18 protein-coding genes and 1 pseudogene are annotated in these 19306 nt (G+C 67.2%); 7 read left to right on the forward strand and 12 right to left on the reverse strand.

From position 1 onward, the window contains the following. Nucleotides 1-78: 78 nt before the first annotated feature. Nucleotides 79-1275: an erythromycin esterase family protein gene (locus tag IEY68_RS18370; protein ID WP_058853771.1), complete on the forward strand. Its 1197-nt coding sequence runs from the start codon at nucleotides 79-81 to the stop codon at nucleotides 1273-1275. Nucleotides 1276-1530: 255 nt separating this feature from the next. On the opposite strand, the gene IEY68_RS18375 is transcribed toward IEY68_RS18370, so the two are convergent. The 4 genes from IEY68_RS18375 to IEY68_RS18390 form a co-directional block, all read right to left on the reverse strand. Next, complete coding sequence (locus IEY68_RS18375) at nucleotides 1531-2811, reverse strand: amidohydrolase family protein (RefSeq protein WP_058853605.1); 1281 nt, start codon at nucleotides 2809-2811, stop codon at nucleotides 1531-1533. A gap of 282 nt (nucleotides 2812-3093) precedes the next feature. After that, nucleotides 3094-4521, reverse strand: a complete 1428-nt coding sequence (locus IEY68_RS18380) for a FadD3 family acyl-CoA ligase (RefSeq protein ID WP_058853606.1) — start codon at nucleotides 4519-4521, stop codon at nucleotides 3094-3096. Next, nucleotides 4518-5714 carry an amidohydrolase family protein gene (locus tag IEY68_RS18385; RefSeq protein ID WP_058853607.1) on the reverse strand — a complete coding sequence of 399 codons (1197 nt, stop codon included), beginning with the start codon at nucleotides 5712-5714 and terminating at the stop codon, nucleotides 4518-4520. The genes IEY68_RS18380 and IEY68_RS18385 overlap by 4 nt, the downstream gene beginning before the upstream one ends. Before the next feature lie 38 nt (nucleotides 5715-5752). After that, the gene (locus IEY68_RS18390; protein ID WP_058853608.1) at nucleotides 5753-7312 is read right to left on the reverse strand and encodes an AMP-binding protein; all 1560 of its coding nucleotides are present in this window, start codon (nucleotides 7310-7312) and stop codon (nucleotides 5753-5755) included. Nucleotides 7313-7477: 165 nt separating this feature from the next. On the opposite strand from IEY68_RS18390, the gene IEY68_RS18395 reads away from it, so the two are divergent. Next, the gene (locus tag IEY68_RS18395; protein ID WP_058853609.1) at nucleotides 7478-8194 is read left to right on the forward strand and encodes an enoyl-CoA hydratase/isomerase family protein; all 717 of its coding nucleotides are present in this window, start codon (nucleotides 7478-7480) and stop codon (nucleotides 8192-8194) included. Nucleotides 8195-8213: 19 nt separating this feature from the next. Here IEY68_RS18395 and IEY68_RS18400 read toward each other — a convergent pair whose 3' ends face one another. Continuing rightward, nucleotides 8214-8798, reverse strand: coding sequence for a TetR/AcrR family transcriptional regulator (locus IEY68_RS18400; RefSeq protein WP_058853610.1), 585 nt, complete (start codon nucleotides 8796-8798; stop codon nucleotides 8214-8216). A 357-nt stretch (nucleotides 8799-9155) separates the two neighbouring features. Between IEY68_RS18400 and IEY68_RS18405 the strand changes: the two genes are divergently transcribed. From IEY68_RS18405 to IEY68_RS18420, 4 genes are all read left to right on the forward strand, one after another. Further along, the gene (locus IEY68_RS18405) at nucleotides 9156-10424 is read left to right on the forward strand and encodes a cytochrome P450 (protein ID WP_058853611.1); all 1269 of its coding nucleotides are present in this window, start codon (nucleotides 9156-9158) and stop codon (nucleotides 10422-10424) included. Between the two features lie 64 nt (nucleotides 10425-10488). Then, entirely contained in the window at nucleotides 10489-11325 is an 837-nt protein-coding gene (locus IEY68_RS18410; protein ID WP_058853612.1) for a mycofactocin-coupled SDR family oxidoreductase, read from the forward strand. Between the two features lie 226 nt (nucleotides 11326-11551). Next, nucleotides 11552-11899 carry a hypothetical protein gene (locus tag IEY68_RS18415; RefSeq protein ID WP_058853613.1) on the forward strand — a complete coding sequence of 116 codons (348 nt, stop codon included), beginning with the start codon at nucleotides 11552-11554 and terminating at the stop codon, nucleotides 11897-11899. A gap of 104 nt (nucleotides 11900-12003) precedes the next feature. Beyond that, nucleotides 12004-12399, forward strand: a complete 396-nt coding sequence (locus IEY68_RS18420) for a hypothetical protein (RefSeq protein ID WP_058853614.1) — start codon at nucleotides 12004-12006, stop codon at nucleotides 12397-12399. Nucleotides 12400-12472: 73 nt separating this feature from the next. On the opposite strand, the gene IEY68_RS18425 is transcribed toward IEY68_RS18420, so the two are convergent. Together IEY68_RS18425 and IEY68_RS18430 are read right to left on the reverse strand one after the other, a co-directional pair. Continuing rightward, nucleotides 12473-13369 (reverse strand): serine hydrolase, encoded by an 897-nt coding sequence (locus IEY68_RS18425; protein WP_058853615.1) that lies wholly within the window; start codon nucleotides 13367-13369, stop codon nucleotides 12473-12475. Beyond that, nucleotides 13366-14241 carry a LysR family transcriptional regulator gene (locus tag IEY68_RS18430; RefSeq protein ID WP_058853772.1) on the reverse strand — a complete coding sequence of 292 codons (876 nt, stop codon included), beginning with the start codon at nucleotides 14239-14241 and terminating at the stop codon, nucleotides 13366-13368. The genes IEY68_RS18425 and IEY68_RS18430 overlap by 4 nt, the downstream gene beginning before the upstream one ends. A 163-nt stretch (nucleotides 14242-14404) precedes the next feature. Between IEY68_RS18430 and bla the strand changes: the two genes are divergently transcribed. Further along, complete coding sequence (bla, locus tag IEY68_RS18435; protein WP_229718855.1) at nucleotides 14405-15352, forward strand: class A beta-lactamase; 948 nt, start codon at nucleotides 14405-14407, stop codon at nucleotides 15350-15352. 72 nt (nucleotides 15353-15424) lie between these two features. Here the strand turns inward: bla and IEY68_RS37120 are convergent, their stop codons facing one another. The 5 genes and pseudogenes from IEY68_RS37120 to IEY68_RS18455 all read right to left on the reverse strand — a co-directional run bounded on the left by IEY68_RS37120 (nucleotide 15425) and on the right by IEY68_RS18455 (nucleotide 19296). Further along, nucleotides 15425-15676: a 2Fe-2S iron-sulfur cluster-binding protein gene (locus IEY68_RS37120; protein ID WP_058853616.1), complete on the reverse strand. Its 252-nt coding sequence runs from the start codon at nucleotides 15674-15676 to the stop codon at nucleotides 15425-15427. An 80-nt stretch (nucleotides 15677-15756) separates the two neighbouring features. Further along, nucleotides 15757-15975, reverse strand: a pseudogene (locus IEY68_RS37125) (hypothetical protein); the annotation flags it as partial. Between the two features lie 27 nt (nucleotides 15976-16002). Further along, nucleotides 16003-16647, reverse strand: a complete 645-nt coding sequence (locus tag IEY68_RS18445; RefSeq protein WP_058853617.1) for a pentapeptide repeat-containing protein — start codon at nucleotides 16645-16647, stop codon at nucleotides 16003-16005. An 80-nt stretch (nucleotides 16648-16727) separates the two neighbouring features. Continuing rightward, nucleotides 16728-18038 (reverse strand): LLM class flavin-dependent oxidoreductase, encoded by a 1311-nt coding sequence (locus IEY68_RS18450; protein ID WP_058853618.1) that lies wholly within the window; start codon nucleotides 18036-18038, stop codon nucleotides 16728-16730. 4 nt (nucleotides 18039-18042) lie between these two features. Then, nucleotides 18043-19296 (reverse strand): acyl-CoA dehydrogenase family protein, encoded by a 1254-nt coding sequence (locus tag IEY68_RS18455; protein ID WP_058853619.1) that lies wholly within the window; start codon nucleotides 19294-19296, stop codon nucleotides 18043-18045. Nucleotides 19297-19306: the final 10 nt, after the last annotated feature.

Below are 19306 nucleotides of genomic sequence, written 5' to 3' on the forward strand. Positions count from 1 at the left end.
GGTTTGAGACTTTACACCTGGATTCCTGAGATATCGGCGTAAAGTTTCAACCGATCTTTCAAAGATATGATCGAAGAAATGAACTACGACATCGGTACTCTGCTCACCACCCCCGCCGATTTGCTGGGATTCGGTGAACCGACCCATCTGGAACCCGCCTTCGCCTGGACTCGTAACGATCTCTTCGCGGAGCTGGCCGGCCGCGGATACCGGTCGATCGCCCTCGAGACCGATCGGGTCGCCGCCCTGGTGGTGAACGATTACGTTCAGCACGGCGTGGGCACGCTCGACGAGGCCATGGCGAAAGGGTTCTCACACGGTTTCGGCGAGCCGGCGGCGAACAGGGGGCTGGTCTCCTGGATGCGCGAGTACAACGAGAACCGGCCCCCGGCGGAGAAGCTGGCGTTCCACGGCTTCGACGCCGCGACGGAGACGATGAGTGCGCCCAGTCCGCGCCGCGCTCTCGAGTTCGCCCGTGATTATCTGCGCATCGACCTCGACCCGGCGAGCCTGCTCGGCCCGGACGAACGATGGCACCGCACGGAGGCTGTCATGGATCCGGCCGAATCGCCCGGCGCGACGGTCGAGGCGGACAGGGTGCGCGTACTCGCCGACGATATGCTCACCGAGCTCTACACCCGCGCCCCCGAACTCATCGCGGAAACCTCACGCGCCGAATGGTTCCGGGCCGAGACACACCTCACCTCCGGCCTCGGACTGCTGCGTTATCACAAGCAGGCGGCGCAGCAGCTCGAACAGGAAGTCCGGTGGACCCGCATGTGTGCCACCCGGGACGCGCTGATGGCGCAGAACCTGCTCGCTATCCGGCGCGAAGAGGCCGGGCGGGGCGCGACGCTGGTGTTCGCCCACAACGCCCATCTCCAGAGGTGCGCGAGCAGTATGCGTATGGGGGATATGGATATCGAATGGTCCGGTGCCGGCGCCATCGTGGCCGCGCTGGTGGGTGCGCGGTACCGGCTCGTCCTCGGGAGCCTGGGTCGTGACGAGAGCATCGGCCTGGGTGAACCCGCGCCGGACACCTATGAAGGGTTCTTGCAGACCCGGGTCGCCACTCAGGGACTGGTCGCACCCGGCGACATCCCTGCTGCCCGAACCCGCGCCGACCACGTGCCGGCGCAGGGCTTTTTCCCGCTCGACCGGGCGACCATCGACGCCGCGGACGCGATCCTGCACATTCACGACGGCGCCGGTTACCGCGGATCCGCCGGAACCGGTGGGGGTTTCGGGGCGTCCGATCCAGTGGGCAGGATGTGAGAAAGGGTAGGCGGTCGTGGATAACGGGCAGGGGCGGGCTGCCGTTTTGTGGGAGGGGAACTGAGCCACGAGTGACACACCGCCCGGCGGAACCCGGGCTCCGGGCCCGGGCCTCGGCCTGACTCCGGAGGCCGTGCAGGCGCAGTTACCGGCTCGGCAGGGACAGAACAGCACCGCGAGTTCGCAGCGCTCGGGTCGTTCATCCCGAGTGACCGAAATCGGCCCCTCGACGGGCGAGTGCCTTCTGGCTGCCCTTTACGGCGTCGGGATCGCCCCTCGGCTCGCGTGTTTGGCCGCGTACCGTTCCGAGTATTGCGCGCGGGTCGTGGTCGACAGGTCCACGTCGATGGCCTTCGCACGCAGCGCGCCTACCGTCGACTCGTCTCGGGGCCGGTGTGCGAACGGATCCCAGTCCAGGAAGCGGCAGGCGTTCTGCCAGGTGATCTTGTCGATATCGGAATCGTCGGCGCCCGCGCCCTCGAGCTCGTTGAGGACGAACTCCGGGGCGCCCGGCCACAGCGAATCCGAATGCGGGTAATCGCATTCCCACGCGATGTTCTCGATACCGATCTCGTGCCGCAACTTCAACGAGGTGGGGTCGGTGACGTAGCAGGCCAGCACATGCTCCCGGAACACCTCGCTGGGCATCTTGCCGCCGAAATCACGGCGCAGCCAGCGCTGGTTGGTGTAGTGCCGGTCCGAGCGGTCCAGGAAGAACGGTATCCAGCCGACACCGCCCTCGGACAGGGCGACCTTCAGCCCCGGATAGCTGCGGAAGGCCGGGCCCCACAGCAGATCCTGGGTGGCGATCAACGAGATACTGGGTGCCAGGACCATGAGGTTGTCGATCGGTGCGTCGGGGGCCAGTTGGAGGACGCCGAAACCCTGTCCGATGTGCAGGTTCATCACGGTGTTGTTATCGCAGAGCGCCTGGAATACCGGGCCCCAGTAGCCGATATCGTGATAGCTGGGCAGACCGTCGATATGCGGCAGCTCGGGCATGGTGACCGAATGACAGCCCTTGGCGGCGACGCGGTTGATCTCGTCGATGGCCAGTTGCGGCTCCCACAGTGGCAGGATCGCGATCGGGATGAATCGGTCCGGGTAGGCGCCGGCCCATTCGTCGATATGCCAGTCGTTGTAGGCGGAGATCATCGCGACGGTGATCTCGTCCATTCCACCGCGGCTCAGATGCCCGGCGCTGAATCCGGTGAAGGTGGGGAAGCACATAGAGCCGAGGACGCCGTTGGCGTCCATATCGCGGACCCGGTCGTGGATGTCGTAGACCGCGGGCCGCATCTCGGCGTATCCGGCGGGATCGTAGCCCCACTCCTCGGGCGGCCAGGAGACGACCGCGTTGAGGCCGGTGACACCGGTGGGCCGGTCACGATATATCCAGCGATCGATGCCGGTGTCGTCGACGACGACCTTGGGTACGTATTCGGCGTACTTCTTCGGCGCGTGGTTGTCGAACATATTGCGCGGTTCGACCACGTGGTCGTCGATGCTCACCAGAATCATGTCGTCGATATTCACCGGACTCCTCGCTGTACATGGTCGACGCCGGGCGTGGCCCGGACCAGGAGATCGAAAATCTCTTCAGATGAGAATCTCACTCTCGGTTGTGTTCGACGATACACCCGGCCGGTGCCCGGGTCGAGATGGTTACCCCACGGATCCCCTGCCGCAGGGGAGGTTCCGCACGGTTCGACCGGCACGCCGAAATCCGCCACCGCGAGATGAGCGGTGGCGGAGCGGGTGTCGCGATCACGATTTCCGTGGCATGGTGGCGCCGGTGGATCTGTTCACCACCGGCGCTCAGCGCAGCTGATCCTTCATCACCTTTCCGGTGGCGTTGAGCGGTAGTTCGTCGAGGAACACCACCGACCGCGGCACCTTGTACCCGGCCATCCGTTCCTTGGCCCAGGCGATGAGCTCGGCTTCGCCGATCTGGCTGCGGGACACGACGAATGCCTTGCCCACCTGGCCCATTCGCTCGTCGGGTACTCCGATCACCGCGGCCGAGGCGACCGCCGGATGCTCCAGGAGGAACCCTTCGATCTCGGCGGGATAGGCATTGAACCCCCCGACGATATACATATCCTTCTTACGCCCGATCACCTTCAGCCGGCCGCCTTCGTCGAGGCTTCCCAGATCTCCCGTGTGCAACCAGCCGTCGGCGTCGACGGCCGCCGCGGTGGCTCCGGGATCGTCGAGGTAGCCCTGCATCACGCTGTAACCGCGGATGAGCACCTCCCCGTCCTCGGCGATTCGCAGTTCGATACCGTCGCAGGCGCTGCCCGCGGTCGTGGCGATCTGCTCGAAGGTGTCACCGGGTCGCGACGCGGTGGCCGTACCCGCTTCGGTGAGGCCGTAGCCGGTCATGATCGACCGGAACGGCAGTTCCTCCCGGATCCGGCGGATCAGGTCGACCGGGATATCGGCCGCGCCGGTCACCGCGGCGCGCAACGACGAGATATCGTGCGCGCCGCGGTATTCCAACAGTGAGTGGTACAACGTCGGCGGTCCCGGCAGCATGGTGATCCGCTCGGTCGCCACGAGTTGGATCACTGTGTCCACGTCGAACACCGGTACCGGCAGCATGGTCGCGCCGCGGACCAGTGCGGCCACGATTCCCGCCTTCAATCCGAAGGTGTGGAAGTACGGGTTGACCATCAGGTAGCGATCGCCGTGGCGTAGATCGGCGAGATCGCACCACTCCGAGTACAACCGCAGAGTCTGCAGGTGGTTCATCATCACGCCCTTGGGACGCCCGGTGGTACCCGAGGTGTAGATGATGTCGGCGATATCGGTGCCCGCGACTTCTCTTCCGAAAGGTTCACCGCCGGCGAGGAAATCGGATTTCAGGTCGTAGACCGGCACGCCGGGCGGCGCCGGGTAGTCCGCGCCGAGGAAACCCTTCTGCACCAGCAGCGCCTTCGCCCCGCTGCGAAGGATGACATCGGCGGCCTCCTCGGCTTTGAACCGGGTGTTGACCGGCACCAGCACGCCGCCCGCGGTCATCAGGCCGAGGGCGGCGACGATCCATTCCGCCGAATTGGGTGCCCAGACGGCCACCCGGTCGCCTTTGCCGATCCCGGATGCGGCGAAGGATCCCGCCGCCCGGCGGATGCGGTCCACGAGCTCGCGGTAGCTCCACCGCAGCTCGCCGTCCACCACCGCTTCGGCATCACCGAAGCGGTCCGCGGTGGACAGGGCGAGCTGCGGGATGGTTTCCCAGGTCATACCCCGAGCAGCCGCGCCAGGTTGCCGCCCATGATCTTGGCTTGGTTATCCAGCGGCATGTCTTTGATCTCGTGGATGTAGCGCGCCGGTTCGGCCAGGCCCTCCGGATGCGGCCAGTCGGAACCGAACAGCACGTGATCGGCGCCCATGACCTCCGACAGGCGTTCCAGATCTTCTTCCCAGAAGGGGCTGACGTAGAGGCTCTGCTTGATGGCCTCGACCGGGTTCCGGAAGCCGAAACCCTCCGGCGCCTTCTTGTACACATCGGACAGCTGCTGCAACAGCGGCTCGAGCCAGGCCGAACCGTTCTCGATAACGGCTATCTTCAGATCGGGGAACCGGTTCAGTGCGCCGTGGCACACCCAGGAGGCGACCGCGTCGGTGACCGGCCGCCACTGGTTGGTCATCGCGAAGGTGTTGGTCTGGAACGGCAGCATCTCCAGGCCGCTGCCCTCCCACTCGGCATCGAAGCGCGAGTAGCCGCTGTCCGAGGAGTGCATGGTGACCAGCACGTCGAGCTCGACGACCCGCTTCCAGAACGGATCGAATTCCGGCAGCGCGAACGAGCGCATGCCCTTGAAACCGGGTACCGGGGCCGGACGCACCAGGATGGCCTTGGCGCCGTGTTCGACGACGGCCCAGTTCAGTTCGGCGATCGCCCGTTCGACGATCGGCAGGGTGATCACCGGGACGGTGAAGATACGGCCGGAATGGACGAAGTTGCCGTCCTGGCCCCAGTCCTCGAGCATCCAGCGGTTCAGCGATTCGATCACCGCGTGGATCAGCTCGGGATGATGGCGCATCCGCTCCTCGACCAGGCTGGCCAGGGTCGGGAACATCAGCGCGCGCTGCAACTGGAGGTCGTCCATGACCTTCAGCCGCGCCTCGGGATTGCGGAAGGCGTCGATCGCCTTCATCGACTTGCCGAAGATCTCGCGCCGGCTCTTGCCCTCGGGATTGCCGTGCTTGAAGTACTGCTCCATGGCGCCGGGGCGGGCCACCACCTCGAAGGTGGGGTTGGGGATGTACTCGCTGATCTGGCCGAGTACCGCGATCTTGGTGCGGCCGTTGATCTCGACGTACTGGATGGCGCCCTCGTACTGCTCGGGCAGGTGCCGGGTGAGCGCTTCCTTGGTCTCGTAGAGATGGTTGTCCGCGTCGAAGAGCTGGTACGGCAGCTCGACTTTGCTCATGGAATCCTCCTTGGCTATTTACGAGAATCGTATTCTCATCAGTGTTCGGTCGCAACGGCCTCGTCGCGCGCTGCGGTCAGATCAGCCCGGATGGCGAACTTCTGGATCTTTCCGCTGGGGGTGCGCGGGAAGTCGGCGACGATATGCAGTTCCTCGGGCCATTTCTGTTTGGCCAGACCTGCCTGCGCGAAATGCGCGCGCAGCGCCTCGATATCGGGTTCCGGCCGATCGGGCAGACAGCGCACCACCGCGGCGGTGCGCTCGCCGAGCCGTGGATCGGGTACCGCCACCGCCACCCCCTCGGCCACGCCGGGCAGGGTGAGCAGCACCTCCTCCACCTCGAGCGCGCTCACGTTCTCGCCGCCCCGGATGATGATGTCGGATAAGCGGTCGGTGATGGTGAGATAGCCGTCGGCGTCGAGGATGCCGATATCGCCGGTGTGGTACCAGCCGTCGGCGTCGAAGGCGCGAGCGGTGAGTTCCGGGTCGGTGTAGCCGAGGCACAGATCGGGGCCGCGGCTGATGATCTCCCCGTCCTCGCTCAGCCGGACTTCCACGCCCGGCAGCGCGTTACCGTCGGTGAACAGGCGCTTGGCCGCCGGTGCGGTAGACGGTGAACCGGTGATCGACGGGTGCTCGGTACTGCCGTAGGAGCGGAACACCGTGATACCGAGCCGTTCGAGGCGCGTGCTCACCGCCGCCGGTACCGCCGCCCCGCCGAGCCCGGCGTAGCGCAGCTGGGTCAGGTGTGAGGGCTTGTAGCCGGGATGGTCGAGCAGGCTGGTGACGAAATAGCTCACGCCGCCGCCTACGCAGATGTTCTCGGTCTCCATCAGTTCGAGCACCCGGCCGGGGTCCCAGAGGTCGAGCAGATGGATCGGCGCGCCGTCGAGAACCGGGATCAACAGGGCGTTGAGCATGCCGATGAAATGACCGACCGGCGCCGAAGTGAGCTGGTCGCCGCGGTCGGGCGGGTACATCCCGGCCAGCTGGCGCACTTCGTAACCCAGCGTGTTGTGGCTGTGCACCACACCTTTCGGCGCCCGGGTGGTGCCCGAGGTGAACGCGATACACGCCGGGTGGTCCGGATCGGTGCGCAGGACACCGTCCATCGGTTCCGGTTCGAACAGGTCCTCGAAATCCCGGCCGACCACGCCCACCACCGGCACCGCGGCGCACAACTGCGGGTCGAATTCGTTGTGGCCGAAGCGTTCGCAGGTGATGAACGCCTTCGGGGTGACCGCTCCCAGGATGTAGCCGAGCTCCTTGCGGCCGTAGAAATGTGCGATCGGTACCACTGTGGTGCCCAGTAGTGCCGCGGCCCAGTAGGTGGCCGCCGCCTCCATCCAGTTCGGCAACTGGAACGCGACGATATCGCCCGGTCCCACCCCGCGTCGGCGCAGGCCGGCGGCCAGGCGCCGCGCGATCCGTTCGACCTCGGCGAAGGTTCCCGACCAGGGCCGGATCCGCGAATGTACCCGGAAGGTCGCGCCGGGGGCGCCGGCCAGGCTCCGGGCCAAGAGTTCGCCCAGTGTCTCGTCGGTCCACCAGCCCGCCTCGCGATAACGAACGGCCAGCGCAGGGGGAACTTCGCGCATGGGCGAGCCGGGCCCGAAGGGGGTAGCGGAAGGTGACTCCGCAGGGTCCTCCTTCGTGCGCCATGAATGCGCCATATCGAACTCCCGATCCGACCGCCGGAGTCCAGCGGAAAGTATATGGTTCTCTATGTAAGAGAATCATATTTCCGCCGAGGAGAACAAGTTATGATCGAGCTCGAACTGGCGGACGGTCTGGCCGTCGTCACCATCAACCGCCCGCAAGCTCGCAACGCCATCGCCCTGGACACGATGGACGAACTGGACAAGGCGATCGACGGGGCGGCCGGTGCCCGTGCCCTGGTGATCACCGGCGCGGGGGACCGGGCCTTCGTCTCCGGCGGGGACCTCAAAGAACTGGCCGCGTTGCGCACGGTGGAGCAGGCCACCGCTATGGCGAACCGGATGCGGGAGGTCTGCGATAAGCTCGAGCGCTTTCCCGGCCCGGTGATCGCCGCGTTGAACGGTCACGCGCTGGGCGGCGGTGCCGAGGTCGCGGTGGCGGCGGATATCCGAATCGCCGCGGACGATATCGAGATCGGCTTCAATCAGGTCGCGCTGGCGATCATGCCCGCCTGGGGTGGTGCGGAACGACTGTCCCGGCTGGTCGGGCGCGGTCGGGCGCTGCTACTGGCGGGATCCGCCGAGATCCTGTCCGCCGCGGATGCCGAGCGTCTCGGCCTGGTGGACCGGGTCCTGCCGCGTGCTGAATTCGGTGACGGCTGGCGACGGCTGGCCCGGGCCCTGGCCAACCCCTCCGCGGGTGCGATCAAGCGGGCGGTCGACGGTGCGAGCCCGTCGGAGGCCGTGGCGGCTTTCGCTGAACTCTGGGTGGCCGACGCGCACTGGGCGGCGGCCGACCGGGTGATGAACCGCGGCAGATGAGGCCGGGATGAGCTGCCGGTCAAGCCCCGTTCTCGAGGAAGCCGATCTCGCGTTCGGCGAACGTGAAGGTCTCGGCATGCCCCGCCGTCATCCCGAGCGCCTGTTCCAGTACGACCATCCGGGCCGCGCTGGTCATCAGCACCGAGAGGACATCGGCGGGAAACCGGCCGGTATCGACCCCGTACCCGTTGAGCAACCGGCCCAGCGCCTCGGTCTGCGCGGCGCGGAACTGCTCGGAGTAGCGCACGACTTCGGCCCGGATCGCCGGTCTGTGGTTGGCGAGTCCGACGAACTCCATGGTGAACCGGGCCGCGGTGGTGTCAGTGCTGAATTCCCACAGTGCGTGCAGCGGCCGGTCGGATTTCAGTACCTGCGCCAGAGTTTCCAGGCCCTGTTCGGCGCGGCGGCGGAACAGGTCCAGAAAGAGGTCGTCCATCGACCGGAAGTAGTAGTGCACCAACTGCGGTTTGAGGCCGGCGTATTCGGCGACCCGGCGCGAGGTCACCGCGGCCCAGCCCTGTTCCAGCATCAGCCGTTCGGCCGCGTCCATCAGGACGCCGCGGTTCTTGGCCTCGGGTGCGCCGAGCCGGCGGGGTGATGACATGTTTCGGCCTCCTCTGGGCTTTCCGTATTACCACGCCGGTCAAGGGATCACCGGGGATCGTATCCCGTGGGTGCGGACTGTTGACGCGCTACCTCCACCCATGCTAAGCATGTGCTCAGCATCACATCTGAGCGATCGCTCAGCAAGGGTCGTCCGGAATCGGTACCGGGGGACGGCTGTGGCCTCGGATGGAGTGTGTGGCGGCGCGAGGAGGCGGCTGTGGGCGATCCGGAGCAGCAGCGCGCGCCGAGGACGGCTTCCAGCGGCGACAGTCCTGGAGGGTCGCGCAGCAAACGAGCCGTATCAACCCGTGATCCACGGTCGGCGACAAGATTCTGTTGATATCAGGAGGAACACGTGACCGATTTCGATACGGTCGACTACTTCACCGACCCCGCGCTGGTACCCGATCCGCATCCGTACTACGACCATCTGCGCGCCAAATGCCCTGTGACACAGGAACCCAACTATGGAGTCTGGGCTGTCACCGGCTACGAGGAAGCCATCGATGTCCTGCGCGACAGCGATACCTTCTCCTCGTGCATCGCCGTCGGCGGCCCGTTTCCGCCGCTGCCGTTCACCCCCGAGGGCGACGACATCACCGGCCAGATCGCCGCGCACCGTGAGCAACTGCCGATGCACGAGCATATGGTCACCATGGATCCGCCGGACCACACCGCCGCGCGGTCGCTGCTCAACAAGCTCCTCGTCCCTTCGCGCCTGAAGGAGAACGAAGAGTTCATGTGGAAACTCGCCGACAAACAGCTCGACGAGTTCCTCGACGACGGAAAATGCGAATTCCTGTCCGCCTACGCCAAGGTGTTCACGCTGCTGGTGATCGCCGATCTGCTGGGTGTGCCGGAGGAGTACCACGAGGAACTGCGCGTCAACTTGGCCGGTGGGCCCACGGTGGGCTCGATCGACAAGGAGATCGTGCCCGTCAATCCTCTGGAATGGCTGGACAACCTGTTCAGCGAACTCATCTCCGACCGGCGGTCCAACCCGCGCGACGATGTGCTGACCTCGCTGGCCCAGGCGAAGTACCCCGACGGTTCCACCCCCGAGGTCATCGATGTGGTGCGTACCGCCACCTTCCTCTTCGGTGCCGGTCAGGAGACCACCGCGAAACTGCTCGGCAGTGCCATGCAGTTCATGGTCATCCGCCCCGACCTGCAGGATGCGCTGCGCGCCGACCGCAGCCGTATCCCCGTCTTCATCGAGGAGACCCTGCGGATGCAGGCGCCGGTGAAGAGCGGGTTCCGGCTGGCGAAGAAACCGGTGGAGATCGGTGATGTCCCGTTGGAGGCGGGGTCGCTGGTGATGGTCTGCCCCGGTGCGGCCAATCGCGACCCGCGCCGTTTCGAGAATCCGCATGTCTTCGATCTGGACCGCGCGAACTTCCGGGAGCACATGGCTTTCGGCCGCGGTGTCCACACCTGCCCCGGCAGCCCGCTGGCGCGGGTCGAGGGCCGGGTATCGCTGGAACGGATTCTGGACCGGATGCTCGATATCCGGATCGATCCGGACAAGCACGGCTCCCTCACGGACCCGACGTTCGATTTCGAGCCGACCTTCATCCTGCGAGGTCTGACCGACCTGCACATCACCTATACGCCGAAATACTGAAATCACCGTCACAGCAACATAATTCAGGCGGCCGCCGCCGCTGGAGCGAGGAGAAGAGGTAGTTATGACCGGACGGGTCGAAGGCAAGGTCGCCTTCATTACCGGTGCGGCCCGCGGCCAAGGCCGCAGCCACGCGGTGCGGTTGGCCGAAGAGGGCGCCGACATCATCGCCATCGATATCTGCAAACCGATCGATACGGTCGAGATCCCGCTGGCCACCCCCGACGATCTCGTCGAGACCGAAGAACTGGTCAAGGCCACCGGTCGAAAGATCGTCACCGCCGAGGTCGACGTCCGGGATTCGGCCGCCCTGAAGGCCGCGCTGGCCGAGGCGGTCGGGAAGCTGGGCCGGCTCGACATCATCGTCGCCAATGCCGGGATCGCCAGCGGCGGCGATACCCTGGCCGAGACCGACGAAGAGGTCTGGCAGGACATGATCGATGTGAACCTCAGCGGTGTGTGGAAATCGGTGAAGGCCGGTGTCCCGCACATCCTGGAGGGCGGGCGCGGCGGTTCGATCGTGCTCACCAGCTCGGTCGGTGGCCTGAAGGCCTATCCGCAGACCGGCCACTACGTCTCGGCCAAGCACGGTGTGGTCGGCCTGATGCGCGCCTTCGCGGTGGAACTCGGCCAGCACTCGATCCGGGTCAATTCGGTGCACCCCACACATGTGAGCACCGCGATGATCATGAACGAGAAGACCTTCGCCATGTTCCGCCCCGATCTGGAGAACCCGACGGCCGAGGATATGGCCCCGATCTGCCAGCTTTTCCACACGCTGCCGGTGCCGTGGGTCGATCCGATCGATATCAGCAACGCGGTGCTGTACCTGTCCTCGGACGAAGCCCGCTATCTCACCGGTGTCACCCTGCCGGTGGATTGTGGATCGATGCTCAAGTAGTCGAGGCGTTCTCGTGCTCGGGTGGCCCGGACGGTGACACTGTCCGGGCCACGCGGTCGTTCGTCACCCGGAGGCGAGGCAGCGCCGGATCACCTGCCGCCGCTCGCCGCGATCGGTCCAGGGGCCGACCTCCCAGATCTGGGCACGGGGACCGATCGGGGCAGGGCCGCCCTCGAGTGGTATCAGGAGGAGTTGGAGTCCCATCGCGGCCTGCACTCGGGGGACCGTGACGGTCACCGATGCGCGGATCGTCGAGGGCGACGACGAGGAATGGGAGCTGCGGTTCGAGTGGAACGGGGTGCCCGAATCCTGGCCGATCTCTCCCGGTGACGACGAGGAGCTGGAAGCCGCCCTCACCTTCGCCACCTACGTGCACGGTCTGGGCGGAACCCGCCTCGGGTGCTTCGGTGCGGTGGAGCCCGTGGACGACAACTACAGCGCGGAAGCTGTCTTCGGCGATCCGGATGCGCTCAACCGGCTGGGCGCTCGCTTCGGACTCGGGTTCAGCGGCAATTCGCTCTGGCTCCGACTGCGTGGAGCGCGCGGCGGACAGGGACCGGAGGTCACCCCGTGATGTCCGGAGTACGGACCGGGTGCTCCCGATACGCGGGCCGCCGGCCCGCCGATGTGTCATGATCGGCCGCCATGGATGCCATGCGAATCGGCCGATGGGTAGTAATGACAGGGGTACTCGCGGCCGCAGCGGGATGCGCCGCGACCGCCGATCCGGCTCCGGTCTCCCCGGAGCTCGGTACCGAATTCACTCTGGCGCCGGGAGAAACGGTTCGCTTGGACGGAGACCGGCTGGTGGTGTCGTTCGGTGACGTGCCGGCCGACAGCCGCTGCCCGGCCGGCGCGGACTGTGTATGGGAAGGCGATGCGACGGTGGTGACCGAGGTGACCGCCGGGGGACAGCGGTCCCGTTCGGAACTCCACACCAACAGCCGGTTCGCCACCGGTGTGACCGTCGGTGGCTACCGGATCGACCTCGTTTCGCTGCGCCCGTCGCCACCGGCGGACGGCGCGGTCCCGGCCGGTGACTATCGAGCGGATCTGCTGGTCACCAGGGCCTGATCCACGACAGTGCTCAGGCGATATCCATTTCCGGCGGTGGCCGCGCACGCGATCCACAGGCAACCGGGTCCGGTCATTCGCTGGGCAGTGCCCGGCGCATTTCGGTGACCGCGATCCGCGCGGCCTCGGCGATCGCCGCGTCCACCGCGGGCAGGGTGGGATCGGCGCGGGCGGCCCGGGTGAAAACGGCCACCGCGACCGGATACTCGCCCGGAAACTCCACCACGGCGACCTCGTTGCGGATGATGCCGATGGTTCCCGTCTTTCCCGCCACCGCCACACCGCGGTGGGGGAATCCGGCCGCGATCCGATGCGGCCAGACCTGGCGGCGCATGATCGAACAGGCGAAATCCGTTTGCTCCTGGGACACCACCTGTCCGCGCCACAGCGCGGACAGCAGCCGGGTCATCTCCTCCGGCGTGGTCGCGCTCGTGTAGGCGGGGTCGTAGGCGGATACGGTCCAGGCCTCGTCGTTGTCGGCCAGCGCGGCGAACGCCTCGGCGGTGCCGTGGGTATCGGTGTCGCGCACCAGGCTGCGCTGGATATCGGCGGTGCCGCCGACCAGCCGGGTGTGGTCGAGTCCCAGCGATTCCAGTAGTTCGTGGACCGTGCCCACTCCGACCTCGCCGAGCAGCAGATCCGCGGCCGCGTTATCGGAGACCGTCATCATGGAGGTCGCCAGATCCCGCCGGCTCATGGTGACCGGGTCGTGCAGGGCCGATATCCCGGTGGGGCCGGGCGTGCACTCCGACGGGGTGAGCGTGAGCCGCGACAGCGGATCGAGGCGGCCGGAGTCCACCGCGCGGCAGTACGCGAGCAGCAGTGGCAGTTTGTACACCGAGGCGGTCACCACCCGTTCGGTTCCGCCGATCGAGACCTGCCCGTCACCGCCGTCGCACCGGCGAGCGTGCAGCCGCCCGGTGCAACCCGCGTCGGCGAAGACCGCGCGAATACGATCGGCCGTGGTCACCGCAGGCGTTCCCGGTAGAGGACCCGGTCCAGCGCGTCGGCCTGTTCCGCGGCACCGGCCCGGTGGATCACCCGGCAGCGCAGCGCCACCGCCTGCGGGGCCATCCGCAACCAGGAGACACCCGGGATATCAGAGGGTGCGGTAGTGGTCAGGCCGAAGCTCGTCCCGGCGGCGACCGCCGCGAGTACCGCGCGATCGTCGTGGACGGTGACCGTCTGTACGTCGAGACCGCGTTCGCGCAGCAGATCCCGGACCGTATCCGAAGCCGGGGGATTCGCGGCACGCGGATACGCGGCGTAGGTGAGGTCGGCCAGCATCGGAAACGCGGGGCGCTCGCCGGCGGCACTGCGATGGCCCGCCGGTACGACGATCCAGCGGGGCAGCTTCACCACGGACCGGGCCTCCACGCCGTCGACCAGCGCCGGATGTTCGATCACCGCCAGATCGCACAGCCCGGACCGGACGGCCGCGACGAGATCCACCGTCGTACCCATATCGGTGGACACCGCTTCGCCGGAGGTGGTCCCGGTCCGCAGCACGGTGACGCAGGAGGTGACGATCCGGTCGGGCAGAGCGGAGGTGGCGCCCCAGTGCACTGTGCCGCGGGTGCGGGCGATCCGCTGGGCTTCGGCGAGCAGACGTTCCGCGTCGTCGACCAGCAACCGGGCCCGGGGCAGCAGTTGCCGGCCCGCCGCGGTGAGCACCGCTCCCTGCCTGGTGCGGTGGACCAGTTCGACGCCCAGCCGGGTCTCCAACCGCCGCAACCCCTGTGACAGCGGGGGCTGGGTCATATCCAGTACGGTGGCGGCCCGGCCGAAATGACCTTCATCGGCGATCGCGACGAAATAGCCGAGGTGGCGGATCAGGTCCATAGCGATATTGAACCAGCGACGTCGGACACCGCCGCCGAACAGCGGATTTACGAGCCGTTTCGAATGATAAAACATGCTATTAACTGGTCTTATATCAAATGCGACTGGTGTGCGGGAGTGTCGGATATTGGCGGCCGGTGTTCGGGCGGTGTCTGCTGCGAGGGTGAAACCGAACCGATCCGCTCACCGCATCCCGTCGAGTCGGCGATCACTGGCGCTCGTCCTGACGGCGGTCGCGCTCTCCGCGGCCGCGTGCGGGGGTGCCGACACCGGGACACCGGCCGGTTCCCCCTCGGTCAGCACGCAGGAGACCGCCGACCTGGCCAACACTCTGATGATGCTCCAGGCGAAATACAACGTGCTGTTCGGGATCGCCGCCGTCGACCCCCGGGGCGGGCGGGCCTTCGGTTGGAACACCGACGACCGGTTCGCGATGACCGCGACCTTCACGGTGTACGCGGTGGCCGCGATCCTGCGGCTCGCCGAACGCGAAGAGCTGGATCTCAACGACAAAGTGCCGATCACGCGGTCCGATATCGTGCTGAACTCACCGGACACCAGCTATCACGTCGGCGAGCTCATGAGCTACTACGAGCTGTGCCGGGCAACCCTGGTACGCAGCGACAACACCGCGGCGAATCTGCTGTTGCGCCGGCTCGGTGGTCCCGCGGCCGTTACCGAATTCGCGCGGTCGATCGGTGATGTGCAGACCCGGTTGGACCGCTGGGAACCGGAACTCAACGAGGCGCAGACCGGTGATCCGCGGGATACCAGTACCCCGGCCGCGCTCGCGGCCGGCTACCGGAAGCTGATCCTCGGCGACGGTCTGAGCACCGAGTATCGGCGTATGCTCACGAGCTGGTTGCGCTCGAGTGTGACCTCGCGTGAACGGCTGCGCAAAGGTCTGCCGGTGGGATGGGTGGCGGCGGATAAATCCGGTAGCGGTGCGTACGGCACCGCCAATGACGCCGGGGTGGTGTGGAGTCCCACCGGTTCATCGCTGGTGCTGGTGATCCTCAGCCGCTCCACCACCGGCTATCCGATGGCCGCGGGCGCCGACGCGGCTGTCGCCGACGCCACGGCCGCCGTCCTGGGAACCATGTCGCAGTGAGACCCGGGCGCACGCCGTGCCATCGGAATCCCGGGTATCCGGGTTCGGGCGACCATTGCCCGGCCGCGCCGATCATTCTCCGAAACGCAGGGTCACGTTCGCGGTGACCGGCCGAGCCCGGCACGGGAGTACGCGGCCCGATTCGCGATCCCGGGCCGTGATCGCGAGCAGTGGATCGTCGTCCATCTCGACGCGGCCGTCTTCGAGTGTGGCGACGCAGGTTCCGCAGGAGCCGCCGAGGCAGGAGTAGGGGAGGTCCTCGCGCCGGGTGAGGGCCGCGTCCAGGATCGTCCGGTTACGCGGCTCGGACCGCACAGGAACCATTCGTCGGCCTCGTGGCAGACGATATCGGCCGGATCGATCCGGTCGAACCGGTAGGCCGGGCCCAGTGGGCCGGCGCGCGGTCCGGTGCGCTGCCGGGACAGATGGTGGGTGACGGCCAGCCGCCCCGGGTAGCGGTCGGCCAGCTCCCGGATCGCTGCGGCGAGCATGATGTGCGCGTGATCGCGACTGCCGTAGTGCAGGGTGACGGTGCTCCGCGGTTCGGCTTCGAGAACCGTGGCCACGATCGACGCGATCGGCGTGATACCGCTACCCGCCGCGACGGTGGCCCGGGCGATCACCCGCGACCGGCGCTGACGGCCGCCGGTCTACTCGGGCCGGACGAGCAGACCCACGGAAGCGGCGAAGGCCGGGGCGAGATCGAGCAATTGGTCCGGGGTCACGATCGCGCCGCGCAGGGCATCGATACCCTCGTCGACGCGCAGTGCCCGCGCCCCGCGGAAATCCACTTTCGTCAGTCGCGCATTCCGGACCGCGAGTGCCGAGATCTCCGAGCCGGGGAAATCGACCTCGTTCAGTTTCGCTCCCCCGAAATCGACGTGCCGGAGCACGCAGTCGACGAACCGGACCTTCATCAGGTTCGCTCCCCGGAAGTTGACCGAATCGAGTTTGCAGTTGTGGAACTCCACCCGGCGCAACTCGGCACCGCTGGCTTCGACGCCCGACCACGCGCCCTCGATGATCTCGGCGTCCATCCAGACCGCGTCCGCCATATCGGTTCCGCTGATCCGGACCCCGTGCAACCAGACCTCGCTGAATCGCGCGGCGCGCGCCGAACCTCCGTCCAGCTGCACCGATCGGAAGGCGCACTGATCGAACACGGTGTGGCGAGCGTCCGGATCGGACAGGACCGTATCGTCGAACCGCAGGCAGTCGTACTCGCCTTCGGCGGCTATCGCACCGGCCGGTTCCAGCAGGTTCGCGAACGGCAGGTCGGTCAGTTCCCGCGGCATGGCACCCTCACGAGATCGCAATCGACAACTCGGTGGACTTCCGCCGAAACGCTACACCTGCCCGGCGTCGCGTCCCCCACTCACGGTCGTATCACGGGGACCGGCGGTGCGAGAGCGGGATTCGCCGCCGCGAAATGACCTCGCAGTGTGCTCGATTCGTAGTCGTCGCGATACAGGCCGCGGGCGCGCAGCAGCGGGATCACCTCGTCGGCGATCACCTCCAGGCTGTCGAGCAGCACATCCGGCTGCAGATTGAATCCGTCGCAGGCGTATTCGCGGTACCAGTGCTCGATACGGTCGGCCAGCTGTTCCGGGGTGCCGACGAAACCGCCGTGCCCGGAACCGGAGTAGCGGGTCTGGCGCAGGTACTCCCGCACGGTCGGCCGCGTCTGGCGGATCTGCTCGAGAATGGATTCGCGGAAACCGATGCTGCCGGTGAATATGTCCGGGTCGGCCGGGCCGCGCAGCACATCGTCCGGGAACGGCTCGTCCAAGTTCAGAGCGCCGACATCGACCCCGATGGCATGCGACAACCAGGCGGCCGAATACACGCTGGGGCTCGACTCGTACAGTTCGTCGACCCGCCGGCGCGCCTCCTCCTCGGTGGAACCGAGGGTCAGCAGCAGACCGGGCATGATGGCGACGTCGCCGGGGCGGCGCCCGGCGCGTACTGCACCGTCCTTCACCGTCCGATAGTGCTCGCGGGCTGTTTCCAGGGTGATCTCGGCGGTGAACACGCCGTCGGCGTAGCGCGACGCGATATCCCGCCCGCCCGGTGATCCGCCTGCCTGGAAGAGCACGGGCGAGCCCTGTGGCGAGGCGGGCGCGCGGAATTCGTCGTCGTAGTGGAAATGTGTTCCGTGGTGGGTGACGCGTCTTCCGGTTCCGGCGGCCGACCACAGTGCGCGGGCCAGTTCGGCGAATTCGGCGCCGCGATCGTAGCGTTGGCTACGCGGTACCACCCGTTCGAGACCGAAGTTCGCCGCCGACCGATCATCGCGGGTGGTCACCAGGTTCCAGCCCGCGCGGCCGTTCGAGACCTGGTCCAGCGTCAGGATGCGCGCGGCGAGATCCACCGGATCGTTGAACGTGGTGGAGGCGGTGGCGATGAGACCGACGCGCTCGGTCGCCCCGGCGACCTGGGCCCAGACGACGAACGGGTCGAGCCGGATGGGATTGGCATCGTAGGCGGGGTCGCCGAGACCGAGCGAGTCGGCGAGGAATACCGCGTCGAGCCGGGCCCGTTCGGCCAGCCGGCCGATCTGCTCCCAGTAACCCGGGGTGAGGAAATCGCGGGTCCCGAACAACGGGGTACGCCAGGCCGCCGGGATATAGCCGTAGACCAGCACATTGACGCCGAGTAGTACGTGACCGGGACGTGGTTCGGGCACGGCGTCAGGCCCCCTGGCCCTGCGGGCGCAGGAAGGAGTTGGATCCACCGGGCGGCGGTGTGCCGTTGACGTAGTAGTCGCCGAGTACCCGTTCCTTGAACACCCGGGGATTGTGCGACGCGAGGGTGCGGGCATTGCGCCAGTGCCGGTCCAGCCCCGCCGAGACGGCGGTCGCCGAGGCGCCGAGCGCGTCGAACACAGTGGTGGTGACCTCGAGCGCGGCCTCGATGATCACCGATTGCGCCTCGTGGGTACGCACGGTCGCCGTGACGAGCGCCTGCTCCTCGGCCTGATCATCGCCCCGGAGGTGGGCCCGGGCGACCACGTCCAGGGTCGCGGACTGCTTCTCCAGGGCGGCCTCGGCCTGGAATACGCGGGTGGCGAGCAAGCCGATGCGTTGCTGGAGCAGAGCGTCCCGGGCCGGGATCTCGTCGGTGCCCAGCGGATAGTTGCGGGGCCGCCGGTGCAAGGCGCGGGCGCCGTCGCCGAAGGCCGCCCGGGCGATTCCGACCAGCACCGCGAGCAGCGCCGTCTGATAGAAGAGCCCCTGGTAGGCGAAACGCTCTTCGGCGGGGAACAGTCCGTGCTCGTCCACCACCGCGTCCCGGTACCGGGCGGATCCGCTGGCGGTGGTCTGCTGTCCGAAACCCTCCCAGTCGTCGATCAGCGTGACACCGGGCTGGTCACGGGCCACGAGCGCGGTGATCAGCCGGTCGTTCTCGTCGCGGCCGATCACATCGAGCCAGTCCGCGTAGAGACTGCCGGTCGCATAGTATTTTTCGCCGGTGAGCCGGGTGATGCCCTCGGCAGTGCTGATCCGGGTGCCGATATCGCCGAACTTCGCGTTGTTGGCCTCGGTCCAGCCGCCGCCCACGAATTCACCACGCCGGAAGCGATCCAGCCAGACCTCGGTGGCCGGATGATCCGGGGAGTTCAGCCGATCCTCGACGAAGGCGAGGTGGTTGCGGAAGATATGGGCGACATTGGGGTCGGCCGCGCCGAGGTCGGCGAGCAGCAGGAAGACCTGCTGCAGGGTCGCGCCGTCACCGCCGTGCGCCCGCGGGATCCGCAGCCGGGAGAACCCCGCGTCCACGAGCAGGCGGACCTGCTCGTACGGGAACTCCCGGGCCCGTTCCCGCGCCGGGTTGCCCGCCGCGATCCGGTCGAAGACCGGACGATAGGTCGCGGCGAGGGAGTCGTAATCGGCGTCGGGGTGGGCCAGCAGCGACCTCAGATCGGCCGATGTGGGGGCTGCCATGGAGTGTCCC

Source organism: Nocardia jinanensis, assembly GCF_014645735.1.
Classification (GTDB): domain Bacteria; phylum Actinomycetota; class Actinomycetes; order Mycobacteriales; family Mycobacteriaceae; genus Nocardia; species Nocardia jinanensis.

What these genes read in the sequence shown, in the direction of transcription:
- IEY68_RS18370 (WP_058853771.1), top strand. Translation starts at nt 79, where the DNA reads ATGAACTACGACATCGGTACTCTGCTCACCACCCCCGCCGATTTGCTG.
- IEY68_RS18380 (WP_058853606.1), bottom strand. Translation starts at nt 4,521, where the DNA reads ATGACCTGGGAAACCATCCCGCAGCTCGCCCTGTCCACCGCGGACCGC.
- IEY68_RS18385 (WP_058853607.1), bottom strand. Translation starts at nt 5,714, where the DNA reads ATGAGCAAAGTCGAGCTGCCGTACCAGCTCTTCGACGCGGACAACCAT.
- IEY68_RS18390 (WP_058853608.1), bottom strand. Translation starts at nt 7,312, where the DNA reads ATGCGCGAAGTTCCCCCTGCGCTGGCCGTTCGTTATCGCGAGGCGGGC.
- IEY68_RS18395 (WP_058853609.1), top strand. Translation starts at nt 7,478, where the DNA reads ATGATCGAGCTCGAACTGGCGGACGGTCTGGCCGTCGTCACCATCAAC.
- IEY68_RS18400 (WP_058853610.1), bottom strand. Translation starts at nt 8,798, where the DNA reads ATGTCATCACCCCGCCGGCTCGGCGCACCCGAGGCCAAGAACCGCGGC.
- IEY68_RS18410 (WP_058853612.1), top strand. Translation starts at nt 10,489, where the DNA reads ATGACCGGACGGGTCGAAGGCAAGGTCGCCTTCATTACCGGTGCGGCC.
- IEY68_RS18420 (WP_058853614.1), top strand. Translation starts at nt 12,004, where the DNA reads ATGACAGGGGTACTCGCGGCCGCAGCGGGATGCGCCGCGACCGCCGAT.
- IEY68_RS18430 (WP_058853772.1), bottom strand. Translation starts at nt 14,241, where the DNA reads ATGGACCTGATCCGCCACCTCGGCTATTTCGTCGCGATCGCCGATGAA.
- IEY68_RS37120 (WP_058853616.1), bottom strand. Translation starts at nt 15,676, where the DNA reads ATGGTTCCTGTGCGGTCCGAGCCGCGTAACCGGACGATCCTGGACGCG.
- IEY68_RS18445 (WP_058853617.1), bottom strand. Translation starts at nt 16,647, where the DNA reads ATGCCGCGGGAACTGACCGACCTGCCGTTCGCGAACCTGCTGGAACCG.
- IEY68_RS18455 (WP_058853619.1), bottom strand. Translation starts at nt 19,296, where the DNA reads ATGGCAGCCCCCACATCGGCCGATCTGAGGTCGCTGCTGGCCCACCCC.